Source organism: Luteimonas sp. A501 (genome assembly GCF_054052085.1).
Map to the genome: position 1 here is coordinate 1057594 of NZ_JBSVRI010000001.1, position 19516 is coordinate 1077109.

Genomic DNA, 19516 nt, shown 5'->3' on the forward strand with positions numbered 1-19516 from the left:
TTGAGTGATGCCGCGAATGGTGCGGCTGGAAGGTTCAGGATGTGGTGAATGCGCGCTGCCTTCCAATCCGGATGGAGCCGGCGGGCGATGTGGGCGATGGCGTGCGCGGGTATCATTTCGGCTTTCCGTCCCCGGGTATTCGGCATGAAAGTCCTCGTCACCGGCACTGCCGGCTTCATCGGCAGCCATGTCGCCCAGGTGCTGCTGGCGCGCGGCGACGAGGTCATCGGCTACGACAACCTCAACGACTACTACGACGTCACCCTGAAGCAGGCGCGGCTGGCGCGCTTCATGGACCACCCGCGCTATACCCACGTACAGGCCGACCTGGCCGACCGCGCGGCGGTGGAAGACACCTTCGCCCGGCACAAGCCCGACCGGGTGGTGCACCTGGCGGCGCAGGCGGGCGTGCGCTACGCGGCGGAAAACCCGCACGTGTATGTGTCGAGCAACGTCACCGGCACCCTGCACATCCTTGAAGGCTGCCGGCACCACGGGGTGGAGCACCTGGTGTTCGCGTCCACCAGTTCGGTCTATGGCGCCAACCTGGACATGCCCTTCAACGAGCACCAGGGTACCGAGCACCCGCTGACGCTGTACGCGGCCACCAAGAAGGCCAACGAGTCGATGGCGCATTCGTATGCGCACCTGTACGGCGTGCCCTGCACGGGGCTGCGCTTCTTCACCGTGTACGGCCCGTGGGGCCGGCCGGACATGGCGCTGTTCCTGTTCACCAAGGCGATCCTGGCCGGCGAGCCGATCAAGGTCTTCAACCACGGCCACCACCGCCGCAGCTTCACCTATGTCGACGACATCGTGGAAGGCGTGGTGCGCGTGCTGGACCGCCCGGCCGCAGCCGATCCGGCATGGAACGGCAAGGCGCCCGATCCGGGCACCAGCGGCGTGGCGCCGTACCGGATCTACAACATCGGCAACGAACAGCCGGTGGAACTCCTGCGCTACATCGAAGTGCTGGAAGAGTGCCTGGGCAAGAAGGCGGTGATGGAGATGCTGCCGCTGCAGGCCGGCGACGTGCCGGACACCGAGGCCGACGTGTCGGCCCTGGTGGATGGCGTGGGCTATCGCCCCGCGGTCAGCGTGGAAGAGGGCGTGGCCAACTTCGTGCGCTGGTATCGCGAGTATTACTGAGCGCTTTCGGCGCAGGCCCGCTGCAGGGCCCGGATACCGGGCCTGACGCCTCCCGCGATCTCGAACGCTGCCGATTTTTGCTCCGTGGGCGCCCCTGGCGGCACTGGGTGCCCGTTCGCGGTGGCCGACTTTGCTGCGACGCAGCAGAATTGTAAGATGAAGCGCTTGCCGCGCTTTCTCACGTCCCGTGCATTACGGGGATGGCATGTTCGGCACGTTTCCCGGCTTCGTGCGCCTTCCCGTTGGCGCTGGCTGGAGCAGTTGGCCCGCTTCTTGTGCCCGACTGGCCCGGCGCGCTGCATGCGCGTGATCAGGGGCGATCAATCTATGGAGTCAGGGATGAATTGGGTGTTCGAGATCGGACTGGGCTATGCACTGCTTGCCGCGGCGATCTCCTGGAGTGTCCTCAAGCTCCTGCACCCGCTGGCGTCGCGCTTGAACCTGCTCGACTTCCCGCTGGGCCGCAAGGACCACGCGCACCCCACGCCGATCATCGGCGGCCTGGCGATGGCGGTCGGCTGCCTGGTGGTGATGCTGCTGTTCCTGCCCGGATACGCCCCCGCGACCACGCTCTCGTTCTTCGCCGCCTCGGTGCTGATGGTGGGCGTGGGGCTGTACGACGACCGCCGCGACCTGCGCTGGTACTGGCGCGTGCTGGCCCAGGTGGTGGTCGCGCTGATCATGATCTACGGCGCCGGCGTGCGGGTGGAGAACGTCGGCGGCTTCCTCGGCATGGACCAGCTCGGATGGCTTTCGGTGCCCTTCACCGTGTTTGCCACGGTGGGCATCATCAACGCGATCAACATGGTCGACGGCGCCGACGGCTTGGCCGGTTCACTGGTCGCGGTCTGCCTGATCATGCTGGCCGCCGCGGCGATGTACGCGGGCAACCCGTCGCTGGCGCAAATCGCACTGGTGATCGCCGGCGTGGTGTTCGCGTTCCTGGTCTACAACATGCGCTTTCCCTGGCAGCCGCGGGCCAAGACCTTCATGGGCAACGCCGGCAGCGCCTGGCTTGGACTGGTGGTGGCGTGGGTGGTGTTCCGCCTGACCCAGAACACCGGCCACCCCGTGAACCCGGTGCTGGCGCTGTGGCTGATCCCGATCCCGGTGATGGACTGCCTGGTGCTGACCGTGCGCCGGACCCGCGAAGGGCGCTCGCCGTTCTCGGCCGGTCGCGACCATATCCACCACTTCATGCAGGACGCAGGCTTCGGCCCCAGCCAGGCGGCCGTGGCCCTGGCGGCGTTCAGCCTGGCCACCGGCCTGGTAGCGGGCCAGATGATGCGCCTGGACGTGCCCAACTCCGTGATCCTGGCCGGCTTCCTCGTCCTGACCCTGGGCTGGTATGCGCTGAGCAGCAACCGCGCCCGGACCCTGCGCTTCTTCGGCGCGATCCGCCGGTTGCCGGTGTTCGGACCGCTGCCGGCGCCGCGGACCTCGGGACCTGTCCCGGGGGCCGGGGCCCGCCGCGGCGACGACGGCTTGTCCGAGGCCGAAGCACGTGCCGCCGCCCGCGAACGCAAGCGGCGCTTACGCGACGCCGCCTGACTTCGGGGGCACACTGGCCCCCACACCTGCCCGGGTGGTGGAATCGGTAGACGCAGGGGACTTAAAATCCCCGGGCCTTGCGGCCATTGTGGGTTCGAGTCCCACCCCGGGCACCATCATCGAAGGCCGCTCACGCGGCCTTCCTGCGTTTGACGGTTTGCGTGCCGCGATCACTGCGGCCGCCACTGCCCGGGTGGCGAAACCAGGTAAACGCAGGAGACTTAAAATCTTCCGGTCGAAAGACCATGTGGGTTCGATTCCCACCCCGGGCACACCGTTCGATTTCCGTCTTTGGCCGAGCCACGCCCGTGAACCGCTCTATGTGATGATTGGCCCGCGCCGCGCCGGCGCGCATCCGTTGTCGCCAATGACCTACCGCTACACCGCCTGGTTCGCCTGCATCGCCCTCGCCATCGCCGGGATCATCCTTGCCGTCACTTGGTCGCCCAACTGGTGGTGGCTTGTGGCCGTGGCCGGAGCGCTTTCGCTGCTCGGGCTGGCCGACGTGATGCAGCGCACCAGCACGCTGCGCCAGCTGTATCCGGTGCTGGCGCACTTCCGCTACGGGCTGGAGTCGGTGGGGCCGGAGATCCGGCAATACTTCATCGAGCGCGACACCGAGGAGGTGCCGTTCTCGCGCGAGCAGCGGGCGCTGGTCTACCAGCGTGCCAAGCAGGTGCAGGACACGGTGCCCTTCGGCACGATCCACGATGTCTACGGGCAGGACTACGAGTGGATCAACCATTCGCTGGTGCCGACGCATCTGGCTGATCATGATTTCCGCGTGCGCGTGGGCGACGAGTCGCAGGCGCCCTACGAGGCGAGCCTGTTCAACATTTCGGCGATGAGTTTCGGCTCGCTGTCGGCCAACGCCATCCGCGCGCTCAACCTGGGTGCGAAGCACGGCGGGTTCTACCACGACACGGGTGAGGGCTCCATTTCGCCCTACCACCGCGAGTACGGCGGTGACCTGGTGTGGGAGATCGGGTCGGGCTACTTCGGCTGTCGCGATGCGGAGGGGCGCTTCGATCCGGAGCGCTTCGCGGCCAACGCGGCGGATCCGCAGGTCAAGATGATCGAGATCAAGCTGTCGCAGGGCGCGAAGCCCGGCCACGGCGGCATGCTGCCGGGGATCAAGGTGACGCCGGAGATCGCGCTCACGCGCGGGGTGCCGGTGGGCATGGACTGCGTGTCGCCGGCGCAGCATTCGGCCTTCGGTTCGCCGGTCGGACTGCTGGAGTTCGTGGCCGGACTGCGCGAGTTGGCGGGTGGAAAGCCGGTGGGCTTCAAGCTTGCGATCGGGCATCCGTGGGAATGGTTCGGCGTGGCCAAGGCCATGCACGAGACCGGGATCCTGCCGGACTTCATCGTGGTGGACGGCGCCGAGGGCGGGACCGGCGCGTCGCCGGTGGAGTTCATGAACCACATCGGCGTGCCCATGCACGAAGCGCTGATGCTGGTCCACAACACCCTGGTGGGCGTGGACCTGCGCGACCGCGTGCGCATCGCGGCGGCCGGCAAGATCACTTCGGCCTTCGACATCGCGCGCACGCTGGCGATGGGCGCGGACTGGTGCAATGCGGGCCGGGCCTTCATGTTCTCGCTGGGCTGCATCCAGGCGCGCAGCTGCCACAACGATCTCTGCCCCACGGGCATCGCGACCCAGGATCCGAGGCGCTGGTCGCACCTGGACGTGCAGGGCAAGGCCGAGCGCGTGGCCCACTTCCATCGCAATACGCTGCTGGCGGTGCGCGACCTGCTGTGCGCGGCCGGGCTTTCGTCACCGGCCGAGCTGGGCCCGGAGCACATCGTGCGTCGGATCTCGTCGATGCACGTGGGCTCGCTGGCCAACATCTACCAGTTCCTGCAGCCCGGCGAGCTGCTGTCCGGCGTGCCCGAGCGGCACGCCGTGTTCAAGACCTTCTGGCAGACCGCGCGCCCCGACACCTTCGCGCCGCCGCCGCGCGTCCTCGAAATGCGCGCATCGAAGTCGCATTAGGCAAGCCTTTGTAGGAGCAGCTATAGCTGCGAATGCTGCTCCGGTCGCTCCGGTAGCCTCGATCGCTTCGGTTGTTTCGGCTTCGATCGGGGCTCTAGGGGCTCTTCTGTAGTGGGCGTGTCGCGGCTATAGCCGCTCCTACTGGGGGAGTTCCCCGGCGTCCATCCGGTTCACGATGGCGGTGGCGGTCATGTCGGCGCTGACGTTGCCCACGGTCGAGAACATGTCGGGGATGTTGTCCACGGCAAGCAGCAGGCCCAGTGGCTCCACCGGCAAGCCCATGGCCTGGGTCACGGGCAGGTTGTTGGTCATGAAGCTGACCTGGCCGGGCAGGCCCACCGAGCCCATGCTGATCAGCGCCGAGAGCGCGATGGCGGTGACCACCTGCACGCCGCCGAGTTCGATGCCGTACATCCAGGCGATGAAGGTGACCACGCCGATGTACTGCACGGGGCTGGTGATGCGGAACAGCGAGACCGCCATCGGCAGCACCAGCGCGGTGACGTGCAGCGGGTAGCCAAGGCGGGTGCGCGCGCAGTCGATCATCGCCGGCAGCGATGCCAGCGACGACTGGGTGCTGCCGGCGATCACCTGCGCCGGGAAGATGCCGACCATGAAGCGCCGCACGGGCTCGTTGGCGGCCATGCGCGCCACGCCGTACAGCAGCACGGTCACGCTGATGTACAGCACGCACAGCAGCAGCACGTACCAGCCCAGCGCGCCCAGCACCGCGAGTCCAACGCGGGCGCAGACCGCCAGCACCAGGGCGAACACGCCGATCGGCGCCGCCCACAGCACCCAGCGCACGACCTGGATCATGGTGTCGGCGATCGACTGCACCAGTTCCAGCAGGCGTGCGCGACGCTCGGGATCGATGCGCGAGGCGGCGAAGCCGAAGAACAGCGAGAACACCACCAGTGGCAGCATGGCGTTGGCCGCGGCCGCCGCCAGCGCGTTACTGGGGATGACCGTGGTGATCCATTCGCCGAAGGCGGGCGCGCGGCCGATCGCGGTGTCGTCGGCGCCGATGGCGAGGCGGAAGCCGTCGACCAGCGCCTGGTCGCGCGGCACCAGCGACAGCAGGCCCGGCGCCATGAAGGCGGTATAGGTGCCGGATGCGATCAGCAGCACGGCGAACACCGCCATTGCCCGGCGCGCGGTGCGGCCGGAGGCAGCCGCATCGGCGGCGGCGTTGACGCCAAGGACCACCAGCGCCGCCACCAGCGGCACCACGGTCATCTGCAGCGCGTTGAGCCAGAGCCGGCCGATGGGCTGCACGAGGTCGGCGATGCCGGCGCCGAGTGCCGGGTCGCTGTATGAAAGGGACAGGCCGACGACGGCGCCGAGCCCGAGGGCGAGCAGCACGCGCGCAGCGTGGGAGACCCGCGGCACCCTCATCAATTTCGGCCCCATGATGTGCCATTCGCCGCTATAGCTGCGATCCCCGCCAGCCATGCGGGTGCCAACGGCATTCGCAGCTGTAGCTGCTCCAACAAAAGCGGCTGCTCCAACACTGGCTGCATCTGCTCGTTCTTCATTCCCACATCATCACTCGATCGGCGCCGCGTTTTCCACCAGCATGCGCAGGTGGGCTTCGTCTTCGCACAGCAGCAGGAATACCAGGTCGAGCAGGTGCTGCAGCGCGGCCTGGTACAGCAGCAGCTCCACCTGCGGCCTGGGGTCATGGGCACTGACCAGCAGCGCGATGTCGGCGTGTGCGCGCAGCGCATTCGCGGTGTGGCGGGTGATGGTGACCACCCTGCCGCCACGCTTCCGGAACAGGCGCGCGGTGTGGCACAGGGCGGCCTCCTGGCCGTGCTCGCAAAGCACCAGCAGGACGTCGCCGGGCGCGGCGGACGAAGTCCCCATGGCCATCAGCGACGGATCGAACAGATGGATGGCGGTACACCCGATCAGCGCCAGCTTGATCGCGATCGCGCGCGAGTAGAGACCGTCACTGCCGATGCCGATCGCATAGACCTTGCCGGCGCCGCGGATGGCCTCGGCGACCGCGGCCACGTCGGCATGCGCGTTGAGCGCGCGGGTGACGTTCACCGCTTCGGCCTTGGCACGCCACAGCGACTCGGCGAGCAGTGCGCCCGGGTCGTCGTTGCGTTCGGCAGCTTCGGCCACGTCATCACGGCCATTGGCTGATTCGCGCCGCGCCAGCGATTCGCCGATCGAGAACTTGAGGTCGGGATAGCCCTTGAAACCGAGCTTCTGGCTGAACTTCACCACGCTGGACTGGCTGATGCCCAGCGCGTTGGCCAGCTGCTGCGAGGAGTAGTCGCGCAGCAGGTGGGCGTTGTCGAGCATGTAGTCGGCGATGCGGCGCTCGATGGCCGACATCCGGTCGCGCTCGCCGCGGATCTTCGCCAGTGGCGCCATGCCGCGCTCAGGCTGCCGCAAGCGGTTCGAGGCCGCGCACCGAGCGGATGCCGAGGCCCGGCGCGTCGCTGATGGCGATCTCGGACTCGTTGAACTCGACGCCGCCCTCGACCGGATCGAAGGTGCACAGCGAAGGCCCGTCGAGGTCGACTTTGGTGATCGCGCCGGCCTTGGCCACCGCCAGGTGCACCGCGGCTGCGACGCTGATCGCGGACTCGATCATGCAGCCGATCATGCACTCCACGCCGTGCACTTCTGCAATGTCGGCGATGCGTATGGCGTTCGAGATGCCGCCGGTCTTCATCAACTTGATGTTGATGATGTCGGCGGCGCGGCGCTGGATCAGGTCGATCACCTCGGACGGGCCGAACACGCTTTCATCGGCCATCACCGGCGTATGCACACGCTCGGTGACGTATTTCAGGCCCTCAATGTCGCGCGCGGGCACCGGCTGCTCCAGAAGCTCCAGGTGGATGCCGGCGTCTTCCAGCGCGTGGATCGCGAACACCGCCTGCTTTGGCGTCCAGCCCTGGTTGGCGTCAAGGCGCAGCAGGGCGCGGCCGTCGACCGCGGCGTGGATCGCCTTGACCCGTTCGATGTCCAGGCCGATGTCCTTGCCGACCTTGATCTTCAGCGACTCGAAGCCGCGCTCCACAGCGGCCAGCGAGTCGGCGACCATCTTGTCGATGTAGTCGACGCTGATGGTGAGGTCGGTGGTGACCACCGGATCGCCGCCGCCGCCGAGCATGCGGTAGAGCGGGGCGCCGTACAGCTGCGCCCAGAGGTCGTACAGCGCGATCTCGACCGCGGCCTTGGCGCTGGTGTTGCGCTCCATGGCGGTCTGCACCAGCTGCACGTTGCGGTTCAAGTCGGCGACGTCGCGGCCAATCAGGCGCGGGCCGATGACCATGTTGATCGCCGCGATGATGGAGCCGTGCGTATCGCCGGTGATCACCGCGGTGGGCGCGGCCTCGCCGTAGCCGATGCGGCCGTCGTCGGTGTGGATCATGACCACGATGTCTTCGACCGTGTCGACGGTGCGCAGCGCGGTCTTGAACGGAGTCTTCAGCGGAACCCGCAGCATTGCGAGCCGGATGTCGGTGATCTTCATGTGTGCGTGGTTCCCGTCAGGGCCTGATGCGCTGGATGCTGGTGATGCGGTCGACCGTGGGCGTGGTCGCGTTGGACATCATCGGCAGGACCGGCGTCACCACCACGCCGTTGAGGTGCAGGCGGGTGAGCTCCGTGCCGCCCTCGGGCAGCCAGCTCATGCCGCTGGTGTCGTGGATGACGAAGGGCGCGCCGTCGACGTGGCCGATCACCATCATCACGTGGCCGGGGATGTAGACCAGGTCGCCGGGGCGCGCGTCGCGCAGTGCTTCGACGCGGGCCTCGTGGTTGTCTTCGGCGGTGAAGGGCAGGCGGTTGAGCGCGGGGCTCACGGCCTGCGCGCTGGTGTTGCGCGGAATGAGCACGCCGAAGCTGCGATAGATCTCCGACGCGAAGCCGCTGCAGTCGCGGGTGTTGTACGAATGCCCCCAGCCGTAGCGCTCGCCAAGGAACTTGAAGGACTGGCGGATGAGGTTGGCTTCGGTCAGCGGCAGGTAGTCGCCGGCGACATCATTCGAGCGCGGCAGCAGCGCCGGTTCGAACGACAGCGCGCCGTCTTCGCCGCGCACCGGCAGTTCGACCACGTGCGCCGCGGCCGGGAGCTGGCCGTTGACCTCGTCGGAGCCGGACCAGTCGGCCAGCACCGGCACGCGCACGCCCATTTCAAGCTGCACGTCGGAGACGCCCGGGTTTTCCGGGGTGTACGCGGTGCGCGCGGTGGCGCCGGTCACCACCAGGAACGGCGCGCGCCGACCCCAGGCGTGGATCGCCGCCTTGTCGCCTTCGGCCACGTACTGCTTCTCGATCCACGCGGCATAGCGCTGGCTGGCCACGAAGTACCAGTCGCCGTCGCGGCTCTGGTGGACGATGGCCACCGGATCGCCGGGGAACAGCGCGCTTTCCTGGAAGCGGTCGATGTCGCTGTCGCCGGCGCTGCTGAACACGCGCATGCGGGTGGGGAAGGCGCGCAGGTCGGCGCGGCGCACCACCATGCCGTGGCGCGTGGCCTGGCTGGCCGGCACCGCGTCCAGCGCCAGGTTGGCCTGGATGCGTTCGAGGTCGCCGCGCACGACGACTTGGCCGTGCACGTCGTAGAGCGTGCGCTCCGGAAGCACGGACAGGGCTTCGATCCAGCCGCGTACCTGCTTGCCGTCAAGTTGTGCAGGCAGCGCCTCGATGTCGTGGATCGACGCGTCTTCGGCCTGCATGCGTGCGTTCTGCGCCGCGATCTGCGTTGGCGTCAGGATCACCCGGTCCGGCTGCGCGAGTGCGGAAATCCAGTGCCCGGGCGACAGGTGCGCCTCGGCCAGGCCGGGCACCGCGAGTGGAGGCGAAGGCGTGTGAGCGGGCGTTTGCAACGGCTCGCGCGCGGCCAGCGTGGCTGGCATGGCGAGCAGCAGGCCCAGGAGCAGTGCCGTGATGCGCATGATCATCCCCTTCCCGGCGAACCGGTTCGAAGATCCATCATGGAATACATCATTCGAAGAAATCAATTAGAAAGAATAAATTATTGACGACCTGTGACCGCCATGTTACACAGCCAAGGCAGTACCCCGAATGGACGAGGAGAGGCGTTCAGTGCAGGCGGCATGCAGGTTGAATCCCCCGACGCAACGCGCATCCCTGGCCCGCAGCCTGGCCAGCACCACCGCCGTGGCCGTAACCGTGGCTTTCGTAGGAGCAGCTATAGCTGCGACAACCGCCCCGACCGGAGCCATTCCGGGCTTCGACGGGGTCGCAGCTATAGCTGCTCCTACAAAAGCGGCGCCTTTGGCGATGGACTCGACTGACCCGCAGGCCGACATCGGCGCGCGCCTTGCAGCGCCAGCGGCCATTGTGACCCTGGTGGACGCCGGCGATTTCGCCGGCGCGGAGACCGCGATCAGCGCCGCGCTTGCGGATGCATCGATCGACCAGTACCAGCGCACCGCGCTTGAATTCCAGCGCGAACGCATGCGCCGCATCCTGATGGACTTCAGCCTGGACGAGGCCGCCGCGAAGGCGCGCCTGCGCCGCGACATCCCCGACATGAGCGATGAAGAATTCACGCGCTGGGATGCGGCGGGGCTGGTCGAGGCACGCGTGATCGACGGCCAGCGCCGCTGGTTCAGCCGCGGACCGTCCAATCTTTACCGCCTGAGCGAAGAGGCGCGCCAGCGCCGCGCCACGCCGCCGAAGTTCTACGACAGTCCATTGGAAACCGCGCACCCGCACCATGCCGAAGTGCGCGATGCCGCGCTGGCCACAGGCGACAGCTCGGTCGCAGCGCGCCGGGTGCGCGTGACCCAGTCGCTGACGGTCAAGCCCGATGCCGTGCCCGTCGGCGAGACCGTGCGCGCCTGGCTGCCGTACCCGCGCGCGATCCCCGGGCAGCAGGAGGGGATCGAACTGGTTTCAACCACGCCGGCCAGCCACAGGCTGTCGCCGGAGCCGACGCTGCAGCGCACCGTTTACATGGAAGCGCCGGCGGTTGCCGGCGAACCGACCAGGTTCTCGGTCAGCTACGAGCTCACCATCCACGCGCAGTACGTCGATATAGATCCGGACAAGGTGGTGCCCGCGGAGATCACGCCGGAGCTCGCGCCCTTTGTCGCCGAACGCGCGCCGCACGTGCTTTTCAGCGACGCCATGCGGCTGAAGTCCGCGCAGGTGGTGGGTGACGAGACCAACCCGTACCGCATCGCGCAGAAGCTGTTCGCAGCGGTCGATTCGATCCCCTGGGCCGGCGCCCGCGAATATTCCACGATCACCAACATCGGCCAGCACGCGCTGGAACAGGGCCACGCCGACTGCGGTCAGCAAACCCTGCTGCTGATCACCCTGCTGCGCATGAACGGCATTCCCGCGCGCTGGCAGTCGGGCTGGATCTTCTCCGACGACAGCTACAACAACATGCACGACTGGGGCTGGATGTACCTGGCCCCGTACGGCTGGGTGCCGATGGACGTCACCTTCGGCCGCCTGCCGGGCGCCGATGCCGGACTCGCCGACTTCTATCTCGGCGGCCTGGACGCGTATCGCATCGCGTTCAATGACGATTACTCGCGCGAGTTCGTGCCTGCCAAGCAACATCCGCGTTCGGAAACGGTCGACCTGCAGCGCGGGGAAGCCGAATGGGACGGGGGGAACCTGTACTTCGATCAATGGAGTTATGACTTCGAGTGGCAGCTGCTGCCACCGGTCAGGGACGAGAACACCTGAGCCAAACCATACGTAGCCAATATCTGTTCCGGGGAGTATCACAATGAAGCGCAGCCATACCAAGTTTCGCAGAGCCGCACTCTGCATCGCACTGGGCGCGTGCCTGACCACGCTGGCGCCGGCGGTGATGGCGCAGAGTGCGACGGGTGCCGTGGCCGGGCACGCCACCGCCGGCGACCAGGTGGTGATCACCCGTGAGTCCACCGGGCTGACCCGCACGGTCACCGTGAGCGGAGACGGCAGCTACCGCGTTGGCCAGCTTCCGGTGGGTGACTACACGGTGCAGGTCACGCGTGGTGGGCAGCCCCTGGGGGAACTGGTCACCATCAACGTGTCACTGGGTGGCACCACCACGGTCAACCTGGGCAGCACGGGCGGGATCGCCGACCTGGCCGCGGTGACCGTGGTCGGCGCGCGCGTGGTGAATCGCGTGGACGTGCGCTCGACGGAGTCCGCGACCAACATCAGGCGCGATGAACTGTCGCGCCTGCCCGTGGACCAGAGCCTGAGTTCCGTCGCGCTGCTGGCGCCGGGCGTGGTGTCCTCGGGCGCCAGCTTCGGCGGCCTCAGCTTCGGTGGCTCGTCGGTGGCCGAGAACGTCGCCTACATCAACGGCCTGAACGTGACCGACCCGTATCGCCGGCAGGGCTTCTCGTCGGTGCCGTTCGGCTTCTACGAGGAGTTCCAGGTCAAGACCGGTGGTTACTCCGCGGAGTTCGGACGCAGCACCGGTGGCGTCATCAACGCCGTGACGCGTTCCGGCGGCAACGAATTCCGCGCCGGCGCGGAGATCACGCTGGAGCCATCGGCCTGGACATCCTCGCCCGACGATCACTTCCACCGCGACGGCACCATCGACGAGCGCGACCGCAGGAGCCGTGACGACAGCTCGTTCTACAAGACCAACGTCTGGGCATCCGGCGCGATCGTGCAGGACAGGCTGTTCTTCTTCGCCATGTATGAAATGCGCGACAGCAATCCGCGCGACATCGATACTACCGAGGCCTGGTACACCGACAGCAACAACGATTTCTGGGGTGCCAAGCTCGACTGGCGGATCACCGATAACCACCTGCTGGAGCTGCTCGCCTTTTCCGACAAGGCGGAGTCGGAGACCACCAAGTACGACTACGAATGGGAAGCCGGCACGCGCGCCGACAGCACCGGCCGGAGCTATGACGGTTCCGGTGGCGACAACTGGTCGCTCACCTACACCGGCCACTTCAGCGACAACTTCACCGCCAAGGCGATGTTTGGCGTGAACGAGCGCAGCGCCACCGCCGGCAGCCCGTGGGACGCCGACTGCAGCATCGTGGGCCGTTCATCGAGCTACACCGAGATTTTCGGTGAAAAGACCCTGCAGGAAGGCTGCCACCCGAGCAACAGCAGCGTCAGCAGCCGGTACGACAAGCGTGAAGCGGCGCGCCTCGACTTCGAATGGACGCTTGGCGATCACCTGCTGCGCTTTGGCGTCGATCAGGAGGTGATGGATTCCAACAGCTCCCGGGTGTATCCCGGTGACGGCGTGAGCTATACCGCGATCGGCATCGCCCCGGACGAGGACGATCGCCAGCTCCCCAACGGTGCATCGATTCCCGACGGTGTGTCGGCCTACATCGACGCCCGCCACTACATCACCGGTGCCCCGGTTTCGACCGAGGCGCAGGCGATCTACATCGAAGACAGTTGGAGCGTGACTCCGAACGTGCTCGTGAACATCGGGGTCCGCGCCGACAAGTTCCACAACAAGCTGGCTTCGGGCGCGACCTTCGCCAAGGCCGACTTCGGCGACATGATCGCCCCGCGCCTCGGCTTCAGCTGGGACGTGAAGGGCGATGGCACGACCAAGGTCTTCGGCAACGCGGGTCGTTACTACACGCCGCTGACCAACAAGCTCACCGACTATTTCGGTGGCGGCAGCACGGATGAGCACACCTACTACGTGCTTGACGGCTGGGTTGAAAGTATCGATCCCGTCACCGGCCGCACCTACCTGATGCCGAACCTCGGCGCGCAGATCGGCCCGGTCAACACCGAGGGCAACGTGCCCGCTCCCGATGACGTCCGTACCGCGGTCGATCGCGACCTGAAGCAGGTGTTCCAGGACGAGTTCATCCTTGGCTTCCAGCAGGCGATCAACCAGGAATGGTCGTACGGCGTCAGCGCCACTTACCGCGAGATGACCCGCGCGGTGGAAGATGCGCGCATCAACCATGTCGAAGGTTGCGACTGGTACTCGGGTGACTGGCCGATCATCAACCCGGGTGAAAGCACGACCTTGTGGTGTCCCGACACGAACGACTGGGTCGAGTTCGACTCTTCCAAGGACGGCTACCAGGCCCTGGGCAGCGGCGCTGTCATGGGCTACAAGAAGCCCAAGCGCGTCTACAAGGCGGTGGAGTTCCAGCTCGACCGCGCATGGGACGACAAGTGGGCGTTCAACGCCAGCTACCTCTGGTCCAAGTCCGACGGCAACATGGAAGGCCCGGTGAACTCGGATACCGGCTACAACGACACCAACCTGGTGCAGTACTACGACCATCCGGCGGTCAATGAGCGCTACGGCCCGACGTTCAACGACTCCCGCCACCAGATCAAGCTGCGCGGCAGCTACAAGTTGAATGAAATGTGGAGCTTCGGCGCCACGGCGTCGGCACGCTCCGGCGGCCCGATCACCGCATTCGGCGTGCGCTGGCCCAATGATGACCGCAGCGCGGGTGGACCCGGCGAGTTCAGCGGCGGTGGCTCCGGCTGGCTGTGCGTGGCGAACTGTTCCGACTGGGAGACCCGCGAGCTGGTCTACTCGGAGCGTGGTGCGTTCGGCCGCATGTCGTGGGTCACCAACCTGGGTGCCAACGTGACCTGGACCTTGCCGGTTGAAGGCGTCGACCTGAAGGCGCGCTTCTCGGTGTACAACCTGTTGAACAAGCAGACCGCGGTCAATGTGCATTCCCGCTACGAAAGCACGCCGGGCAACATGATGCCGTACTTCGGCGAAGCCACCGGCTGGCAGTCGCCGCGCTACATGCAGCTGGTCGTGACCTACAACTACTGAGTCCATGCAACGCAATCCGCCTTGCTCCGTATCGGCGGCCCCTCACCGGGCCGCCGGTTTTTTGCCGGCCGCGTCGCGGGCCGGCCGATCGCTGCTGGTCGCGGGCTGCCTGGCGGTCGCGGCCCTCGGCCAGGCCGCGGATGTGCATGCCGCGCCGCGGGAGGATCAGGTCGATGCCGCGGTACGCGCAGTCATCGAGCGCTACCGGTTGCCGGGGATCGCGGTCGGCGTGGTCGAAGGCGGTGACGTGGTGTTCGCGCGCGGCTACGGCGAGATCGAGGCCGGCAGCGGGGACATGGTCGAGCGCAACACGATCTTCAAGGTCGCATCCAACACCAAGGCCATGACCGCGGCCCTGCTGGCGCGGCTGGTCGATGCCGGAAAGCTGGCCTGGGACGATCCGGTGGTGAAGCACCTTCCCGGCTTCCGGATGCACGAGGACTGGGTGACGCGCGAGATCCAGGTGCGCGACCTGCTGGTCCATAACAGCGGCCTTGGCCCGGGTGCGGGCGACCTGATGCTGTGGCCCGAACCCAACTCCTTTACCCGCGACGAAGTCATCGCCGGGCTTGCCCACCTCAAGCCGCGATGGAGCTTCCGTTCGCGCTATGCCTACGACAACACGCTGTACATCGTGGCCGGTGAAGTGGCCGCGGCGGCGGGCGGCGCGCCCTACGAGGTGCTGATGCGGCGCGAGGTGTTCGAGCCGCTGGGCATGGACGGCTGCAAGGTCGGCGAATGGCGCGTGGACGAGGCCGGCAGCATCGCCGCGCCGCACGGGTGGCGCGATGGCGCGTGGGTGGCGCGGCCCGATGGCGACGTGGTCGCGGACATGCCAATGGCGGCCGCCGGCGGCGTGCGCTGCGGGCTGGACGACATGCTGCGCTGGACGCGCGCCTGGCTGGATCCGGACACGACGGACGGGGCGGGCAGCACCGCGGGTGCCGGCGCCGGGCGCGGGCACGGCCCGTGGCTGTCAGCCGAGCAGCGCAAGGCCGCCTGGACGGCGCACATGTCCATGCCGCTGACGCAGCGGATGCGCGACTGGAACCGCAGCCACTATTCGGCCTACGGCCACGGCTGGCGCCTGAGCGACGTCGACGGTACCCAGAAGGTCGCGCATACCGGCACGCTGTCGGGCATGTATTCCGCGGTCACCCTGCTGCCCGAGCTTGGCGTCGGATTCGTGATCCTGATCAACAGCGACGCGGGCGAGGCGCGGACGGTGCTGGAGCAGGCGCTGTCGAAGCACTTCACCTGCGCGGCGTCGGACTGCGGGCCGGTGCTCCCCGGGGCCTCCGGTGCGGGCCTGGTGGATCATTACGCGCGACTGCTTGCCGCCGGGCGTTCCGCGGCGGCCACCGGTCGCGCGGACGATGCGCCGCCGCAGCCTGCCGTTCGCCAGCCCGTTCGCACGGGCGAACTGGCGCACTGGCTTGGCCGCTACCGCGATCCCTGGTTCGGCGAGGCGTCGGTGTGCGTGGCCGGCGAAGGCGTGCGCTTCGAGTCGCTGAAGTCGCCGCGGCTGGCAGGCCCGGTGCTGCGGGCAGGGGAGCGCCTGCTGGTCGACTTCGACACGCTCGGGCCCGATGCCGATGCCTGGCTGGAATTCCGGGGCGGCGTTGGCGGTGGACCGCCACACCTGGCCATGGCCAAGGTCGATCCGGAGGCGGATTTCAGCTACGACTACGAGGACCTCGCTTTCGAGCGAATCGGCGCTTGCCCCTGATCCGGCTGGCGTTTGCCGCCTGCTCCTCTGGGACGCTGTCCGGTCTGTGACGCAGGGCACAGGTCCCGTCGCGCCCTGGCGGTAGCCTGCTGCAAAGCAGCAATATGGATTCCGCTGCGTCCGGGGAGGGGGGCATGAGGAACGATCCGGGCGCTGACCGGCACATCCTTGTGGTTGAGGACGAGGCCGTGAACCGCAGCGTGCTCTCGCGGCAGTTGGGTCGAAGGCCAGGTCACCTTCAACAGGTCGTCCGTGATGGCAGTTCCAATCCACTCATCGCCTTGTCCATATCTGCTGCCTCATTGGGGTTGTTCAATGTCGAATACCAGCAGCGTCGACGTGGCCGTCGCGCACAAGCGGCCGTCACCGTCATGCAGCGTCGCCTCGGCGAACGCGACGCGTCGCCCCATCGAGATAACGCGACCGACGGCGCGCACCGTCCCACTGTTGTCCGTCAGCGGTCGCAGATACGACACCTTCAGTTCGAGCGTGGTGTGCCCGCGCCCGGCGTCGAGCTGGCTGTGGACGGCAATGCCGCAGGCGCTGTCGAGCAGTGTCGCGGCGTAGCCGCCGTGCACCGAGCCAAGCGGGTTGTAGACGGTGCGGTCGGGCGCGCCTTCGAACACGGCATGGCCGTGATCGACCTCGACCAAGGTGAAGCCGAGCGTTTCGCCCATCGGCGGCTGCCCAGGCCCCGCCGCCATCAGGGCGCGAAGCTGCTCGAGGCCGTTGAGCGTGCCGCCTCCCCACATATCCACGGCGCTCACCATGGCTCGTGGAAGGGGCGGACCTCGGCGAGGAACGACCAGGCGTCGCGCGGCTGGTGCGCCAGGTGAAAGACCTCGCCCGCGATCGAGGCGGGGGAGATGAAGAAATCGTCCGCCGCGTCGGGCAACCGTTCGCGCTGCCACGGCACGTCGATCACCGCATCGATGATCAGATAGGCCACGTGCACGCCCTTCGGCCCCAGGTCGCGGGCCAGTGATTCAGCCAGGATCCGCTGTGCCGCCTTGGTCGGCGCGAACCCGGCAAAACCCGCCTTGCCGCGCTGGGCGGACGTGTTGCCGGTCACGATCAGCGCGCCCTCGCCAGCCTCCACCATCGCCGGGGCTGTCAGCCGCGCGAGGTTGAACAGCGCCATCGTGTTGATGTCGAAGTTCTTCTGCAGCGTCTCCGCCTCGATCTCCATGAACGTGCCGAACGCGCCGCCCACGGCGTTGTGGACGACCACCTTCGGCATGCCGACGCGGGCGATGGCATGTTCGAGCGCGGCCACGTCGGTCACGTCGCACGGCACGGCGATGGTGTCGGGTATCTCGCGTTCCAGCGCCGCGAGGCGATCGGCGTCGCGCGCCAGCATCGCCACGCGGTAGCCGCCCTCGGCGAAGCGCCGCACCAGGGCAGCGCCGGTGCCGGGGCCGACCCCGGTCACGAGGGCGAGCGGTTTGGTGGTCTTGCTGGTCATGCTGATTCCTCCAGGAGCGCGATGTGTTCGCGCACAAAGTCGAGACGGTCGTTGCCGAAGAACATCGCGTCGGCGACGAACACGGTCGGCGAACCGAACACGCCGCGTTCGGCGGCTTCGCGGGTGTTGGCGTCCAGTTGCGCAATCGTTTCGGGCGCGTCGATCCGTTTGGCGATCGTTTCGGCGTCAATCCCGGTCGCGGCGATGACTGCGAGGATGTCGTCCTTCGCGGCGAGTGTCTTGCCCTCGCTCCAGCACGCGCGGTACAGCGCCAGCGTTATCTCGATTGCCTCCGTCGGCGACACCGCCGCCAGCACCGCACGCGAACAGGCATCACCATCGTTCGCGCGCATGTCGGATGGATTCAACGCGATACCGTAGCGCTGCGCCCAGCGCACCAGGTCGGCGCGGGCGTAGCGCCCCTTGGCTGCGCAGGTGAGCGTGGTCGGCACGTTGCCGACCGCCTCCATCAGCTTCAGGACCATCATCGGCCTGAGTGCGATGTCGACGCCCATCTCGTGTAGCTGCGTAAAGGCAAGGTAGCTATACGGGCTGCGGAAGTCGTAGAAGAGTTCAATCGATTGGGTCATTGGGCTGCTCCTGTGGCGAGATTGGCGAGAAGGTGGCGAACGCGGTCGTCGGCACCGGGGCCGGGGCGAAGCTGGGCGCGGTCGCGAGGGACCACAGTGCCGGTCTCGGGATCGACCAGCGCCAGGACGAGCGGTCGCCCGGTTTCGCGATCGATCGTCTCCACGGTCGGCGCGTCAAACCCGCTCGCATTCCAGCAATCACCCCATTCGCGCAAGGCGATGCTGACCTTCCACAGATCGCGGCCCTTGGCCGTCAGCTGGTATTCGACGCGTGGTGGTCGCTCCTGGTACTGCGACGGTTCGACGATGCCGTGCTGCGTCAGATGCTTGAGGCGCGCCGCCAGCGTGGCGGTGGGAATGCCCGTGCTCTCGCGTAGCTCGTCATGGCGGCGAAGTCCGAGCGACAGGTCGCGGATCAGCAGCAGCGTCCAGCGATCCCCGATCAGCTCAAGCGCGCCCGCGATGGAGCACCGCATTCCCGCGAAGGATTTCACTTTCACTTTGCCGATACCTAGTAACTTCAGTTATTGAAGTTTAGGTGTTTCGAGGCTTTTGTCGAGCACACCACCGCTTTGGCAACCGTTCCCTCCCAGTGCGGCAGATCATCCGAGGAACTTCAACGCCGCGCTCCTGCAGTTCCTGGGCTGAGCCGCGCACCGGGCGCAGTGCCACGCCCGCACGGCAAAAGCGGCTGAACCCCCGGCGCGTGGATGGAGGGCGCGGGGTCAATGACCGCTTCTGGCGGGAAGCGGGCGTCGCTGGAAAACGGAAAATGACGAAGCACTATCGTCGAGTCGGAAAGTCGAGCAGAGAGCGTCGATATGCAACTCGGGAGGGAGCGGGCAGGGCGGTGCTACTCGGCCAGCCCGCCCGCCTCGTTGCTGCGAAGCACGCGGTTGAACGCGCGCCAGTGCAGGCCGCCGTTGGAGATGGGCGTCAGGTGAAATGACCAGTACGTCGGCTTTTCCGGCAAAGTCAGCATCAGCGAGTTGCCGCCAGGGGCGCGCGCGATGACAAGCGGGCCGAAGTCCGGGTGCCGGTGTTCGCCAACGAGTTCAAGATGCTCATCAGCGAGCGGCACGGGTGCCGGCCGGGGTGCGAGCGGTGCGGCTGCCTGCAGGCGGATGACGCTGTCTTGCATTCCGGCCGGTACCAGCACGCGCTGCCTCGCAGCGTCGGCGAATGGCGAACTGGAGGCAGCCTGGACCACCGCCGCAAGCAGCGCGAGTGCCAGAGCCAATGTCAGGGGAGACGCTTCGCCCGCGGCCAAATGTAGCCC

General features: G+C 67.3%; 15 protein-coding genes and 2 tRNA genes. 8 read left to right on the forward strand and 9 right to left on the reverse strand.

What is annotated here, in order from left to right; all coding sequences use genetic code 11:
* Positions 1 to 144 precede the first annotated feature (144 nt).
* From ACW7G5_RS04795 to ACW7G5_RS04815, 5 genes are all read left to right on the forward strand, one after another.
* Entirely contained in the window at positions 145 to 1149 is a 1005-nt protein-coding gene (locus ACW7G5_RS04795) for an NAD-dependent epimerase (protein ID WP_457002266.1), read from the forward strand.
* A 339-nt stretch (positions 1150 to 1488) separates the two neighbouring features.
* On the forward strand, positions 1489 to 2700 hold the full coding sequence (locus ACW7G5_RS04800) for an MraY family glycosyltransferase (protein ID WP_457002268.1): 1212 nt from the start codon (positions 1489 to 1491) through the stop codon (positions 2698 to 2700).
* Between the two features lie 28 nt (positions 2701 to 2728).
* Positions 2729 to 2816, forward strand: a tRNA-Leu gene (locus ACW7G5_RS04805).
* A 71-nt stretch (positions 2817 to 2887) separates the two neighbouring features.
* A tRNA-Leu gene (locus tag ACW7G5_RS04810) sits at positions 2888 to 2972 on the forward strand.
* A gap of 95 nt (positions 2973 to 3067) precedes the next feature.
* Positions 3068 to 4699, forward strand: coding sequence for an FMN-binding glutamate synthase family protein (locus tag ACW7G5_RS04815; protein WP_457002270.1), 1632 nt, complete (start codon positions 3068 to 3070; stop codon positions 4697 to 4699).
* A 138-nt stretch (positions 4700 to 4837) separates the two neighbouring features.
* On the opposite strand, the gene ACW7G5_RS04820 is transcribed toward ACW7G5_RS04815, so the two are convergent.
* The 4 genes from ACW7G5_RS04820 to ACW7G5_RS04835 form a co-directional block, all read right to left on the reverse strand.
* A complete protein-coding gene (locus ACW7G5_RS04820; protein ID WP_457002272.1) occupies positions 4838 to 6097 on the reverse strand; it encodes a dicarboxylate/amino acid:cation symporter in 1260 nt (419 codons plus the stop codon).
* Positions 6098 to 6247: 150 nt separating this feature from the next.
* On the reverse strand, positions 6248 to 7087 hold the full coding sequence (locus ACW7G5_RS04825) for a MurR/RpiR family transcriptional regulator (RefSeq protein ID WP_457002274.1): 840 nt from the start codon (positions 7085 to 7087) through the stop codon (positions 6248 to 6250).
* A gap of 7 nt (positions 7088 to 7094) precedes the next feature.
* Positions 7095 to 8198 (reverse strand): dipeptide epimerase, encoded by a 1104-nt coding sequence (locus ACW7G5_RS04830; RefSeq protein WP_457002276.1) that lies wholly within the window; start codon positions 8196 to 8198, stop codon positions 7095 to 7097.
* A gap of 16 nt (positions 8199 to 8214) precedes the next feature.
* Positions 8215 to 9624, reverse strand: coding sequence for a C40 family peptidase (locus ACW7G5_RS04835; protein ID WP_457002277.1), 1410 nt, complete (start codon positions 9622 to 9624; stop codon positions 8215 to 8217).
* 349 nt (positions 9625 to 9973) lie between these two features.
* Between ACW7G5_RS04835 and ACW7G5_RS04840 the strand changes: the two genes are divergently transcribed.
* From ACW7G5_RS04840 to ACW7G5_RS04850, 3 genes are all read left to right on the forward strand, one after another.
* On the forward strand, positions 9974 to 11398 hold the full coding sequence (locus ACW7G5_RS04840; RefSeq protein WP_457002279.1) for a transglutaminase domain-containing protein: 1425 nt from the start codon (positions 9974 to 9976) through the stop codon (positions 11396 to 11398).
* Between the two features lie 43 nt (positions 11399 to 11441).
* Positions 11442 to 14453: a TonB-dependent receptor gene (locus ACW7G5_RS04845; RefSeq protein ID WP_457002281.1), complete on the forward strand. Its 3012-nt coding sequence runs from the start codon at positions 11442 to 11444 to the stop codon at positions 14451 to 14453.
* 61 nt (positions 14454 to 14514) lie between these two features.
* Positions 14515 to 16182 (forward strand): serine hydrolase, encoded by a 1668-nt coding sequence (locus ACW7G5_RS04850; RefSeq protein WP_457002283.1) that lies wholly within the window; start codon positions 14515 to 14517, stop codon positions 16180 to 16182.
* Positions 16183 to 16481: 299 nt separating this feature from the next.
* Here the strand turns inward: ACW7G5_RS04850 and ACW7G5_RS04855 are convergent, their stop codons facing one another.
* The 5 genes from ACW7G5_RS04855 to ACW7G5_RS04875 form a co-directional block, all read right to left on the reverse strand.
* Entirely contained in the window at positions 16482 to 16949 is a 468-nt protein-coding gene (locus ACW7G5_RS04855; RefSeq protein WP_457002285.1) for a PaaI family thioesterase, read from the reverse strand.
* Complete coding sequence (locus ACW7G5_RS04860) at positions 16946 to 17647, reverse strand: SDR family NAD(P)-dependent oxidoreductase (protein ID WP_457002286.1); 702 nt, start codon at positions 17645 to 17647, stop codon at positions 16946 to 16948. Before ACW7G5_RS04860 ends, ACW7G5_RS04855 begins: the two co-directional genes overlap by 4 nt.
* Complete coding sequence (locus tag ACW7G5_RS04865) at positions 17644 to 18237, reverse strand: DsbA family protein (RefSeq protein WP_457002288.1); 594 nt, start codon at positions 18235 to 18237, stop codon at positions 17644 to 17646. The genes ACW7G5_RS04860 and ACW7G5_RS04865 overlap by 4 nt, the downstream gene beginning before the upstream one ends.
* Positions 18234 to 18737, reverse strand: coding sequence for a winged helix-turn-helix transcriptional regulator (locus tag ACW7G5_RS04870; protein ID WP_457002290.1), 504 nt, complete (start codon positions 18735 to 18737; stop codon positions 18234 to 18236). Before ACW7G5_RS04870 ends, ACW7G5_RS04865 begins: the two co-directional genes overlap by 4 nt.
* A 353-nt stretch (positions 18738 to 19090) precedes the next feature.
* Positions 19091 to 19507 carry a hypothetical protein gene (locus ACW7G5_RS04875; RefSeq protein ID WP_457002291.1) on the reverse strand — a complete coding sequence of 139 codons (417 nt, stop codon included), beginning with the start codon at positions 19505 to 19507 and terminating at the stop codon, positions 19091 to 19093.
* Between the last annotated feature and the right edge of the window lie 9 nt (positions 19508 to 19516).

Excerpts from the sequence above, each read along its gene's own strand:
- ACW7G5_RS04835 (WP_457002277.1), bottom strand. The coding sequence starts at position 9,624 with ATGCGCATCACGGCACTGCTCCTGGGCCTGCTGCTCGCCATGCCAGCC.
- ACW7G5_RS04830 (WP_457002276.1), bottom strand. The coding sequence starts at position 8,198 with ATGAAGATCACCGACATCCGGCTCGCAATGCTGCGGGTTCCGCTGAAG.
- ACW7G5_RS04825 (WP_457002274.1), bottom strand. The coding sequence starts at position 7,087 with ATGGCGCCACTGGCGAAGATCCGCGGCGAGCGCGACCGGATGTCGGCC.
- ACW7G5_RS04815 (WP_457002270.1), top strand. The coding sequence starts at position 3,068 with ATGACCTACCGCTACACCGCCTGGTTCGCCTGCATCGCCCTCGCCATC.
- ACW7G5_RS04860 (WP_457002286.1), bottom strand. The coding sequence starts at position 17,647 with ATGACCAGCAAGACCACCAAACCGCTCGCCCTCGTGACCGGGGTCGGC.
- ACW7G5_RS04840 (WP_457002279.1), top strand. The coding sequence starts at position 9,974 with ATGGACTCGACTGACCCGCAGGCCGACATCGGCGCGCGCCTTGCAGCG.
- ACW7G5_RS04800 (WP_457002268.1), top strand. The coding sequence starts at position 1,489 with ATGAATTGGGTGTTCGAGATCGGACTGGGCTATGCACTGCTTGCCGCG.
- ACW7G5_RS04845 (WP_457002281.1), top strand. The coding sequence starts at position 11,442 with ATGAAGCGCAGCCATACCAAGTTTCGCAGAGCCGCACTCTGCATCGCA.
- ACW7G5_RS04865 (WP_457002288.1), bottom strand. The coding sequence starts at position 18,237 with ATGACCCAATCGATTGAACTCTTCTACGACTTCCGCAGCCCGTATAGC.
- ACW7G5_RS04820 (WP_457002272.1), bottom strand. The coding sequence starts at position 6,097 with ATGAGGGTGCCGCGGGTCTCCCACGCTGCGCGCGTGCTGCTCGCCCTC.
- ACW7G5_RS04795 (WP_457002266.1), top strand. The coding sequence starts at position 145 with ATGAAAGTCCTCGTCACCGGCACTGCCGGCTTCATCGGCAGCCATGTC.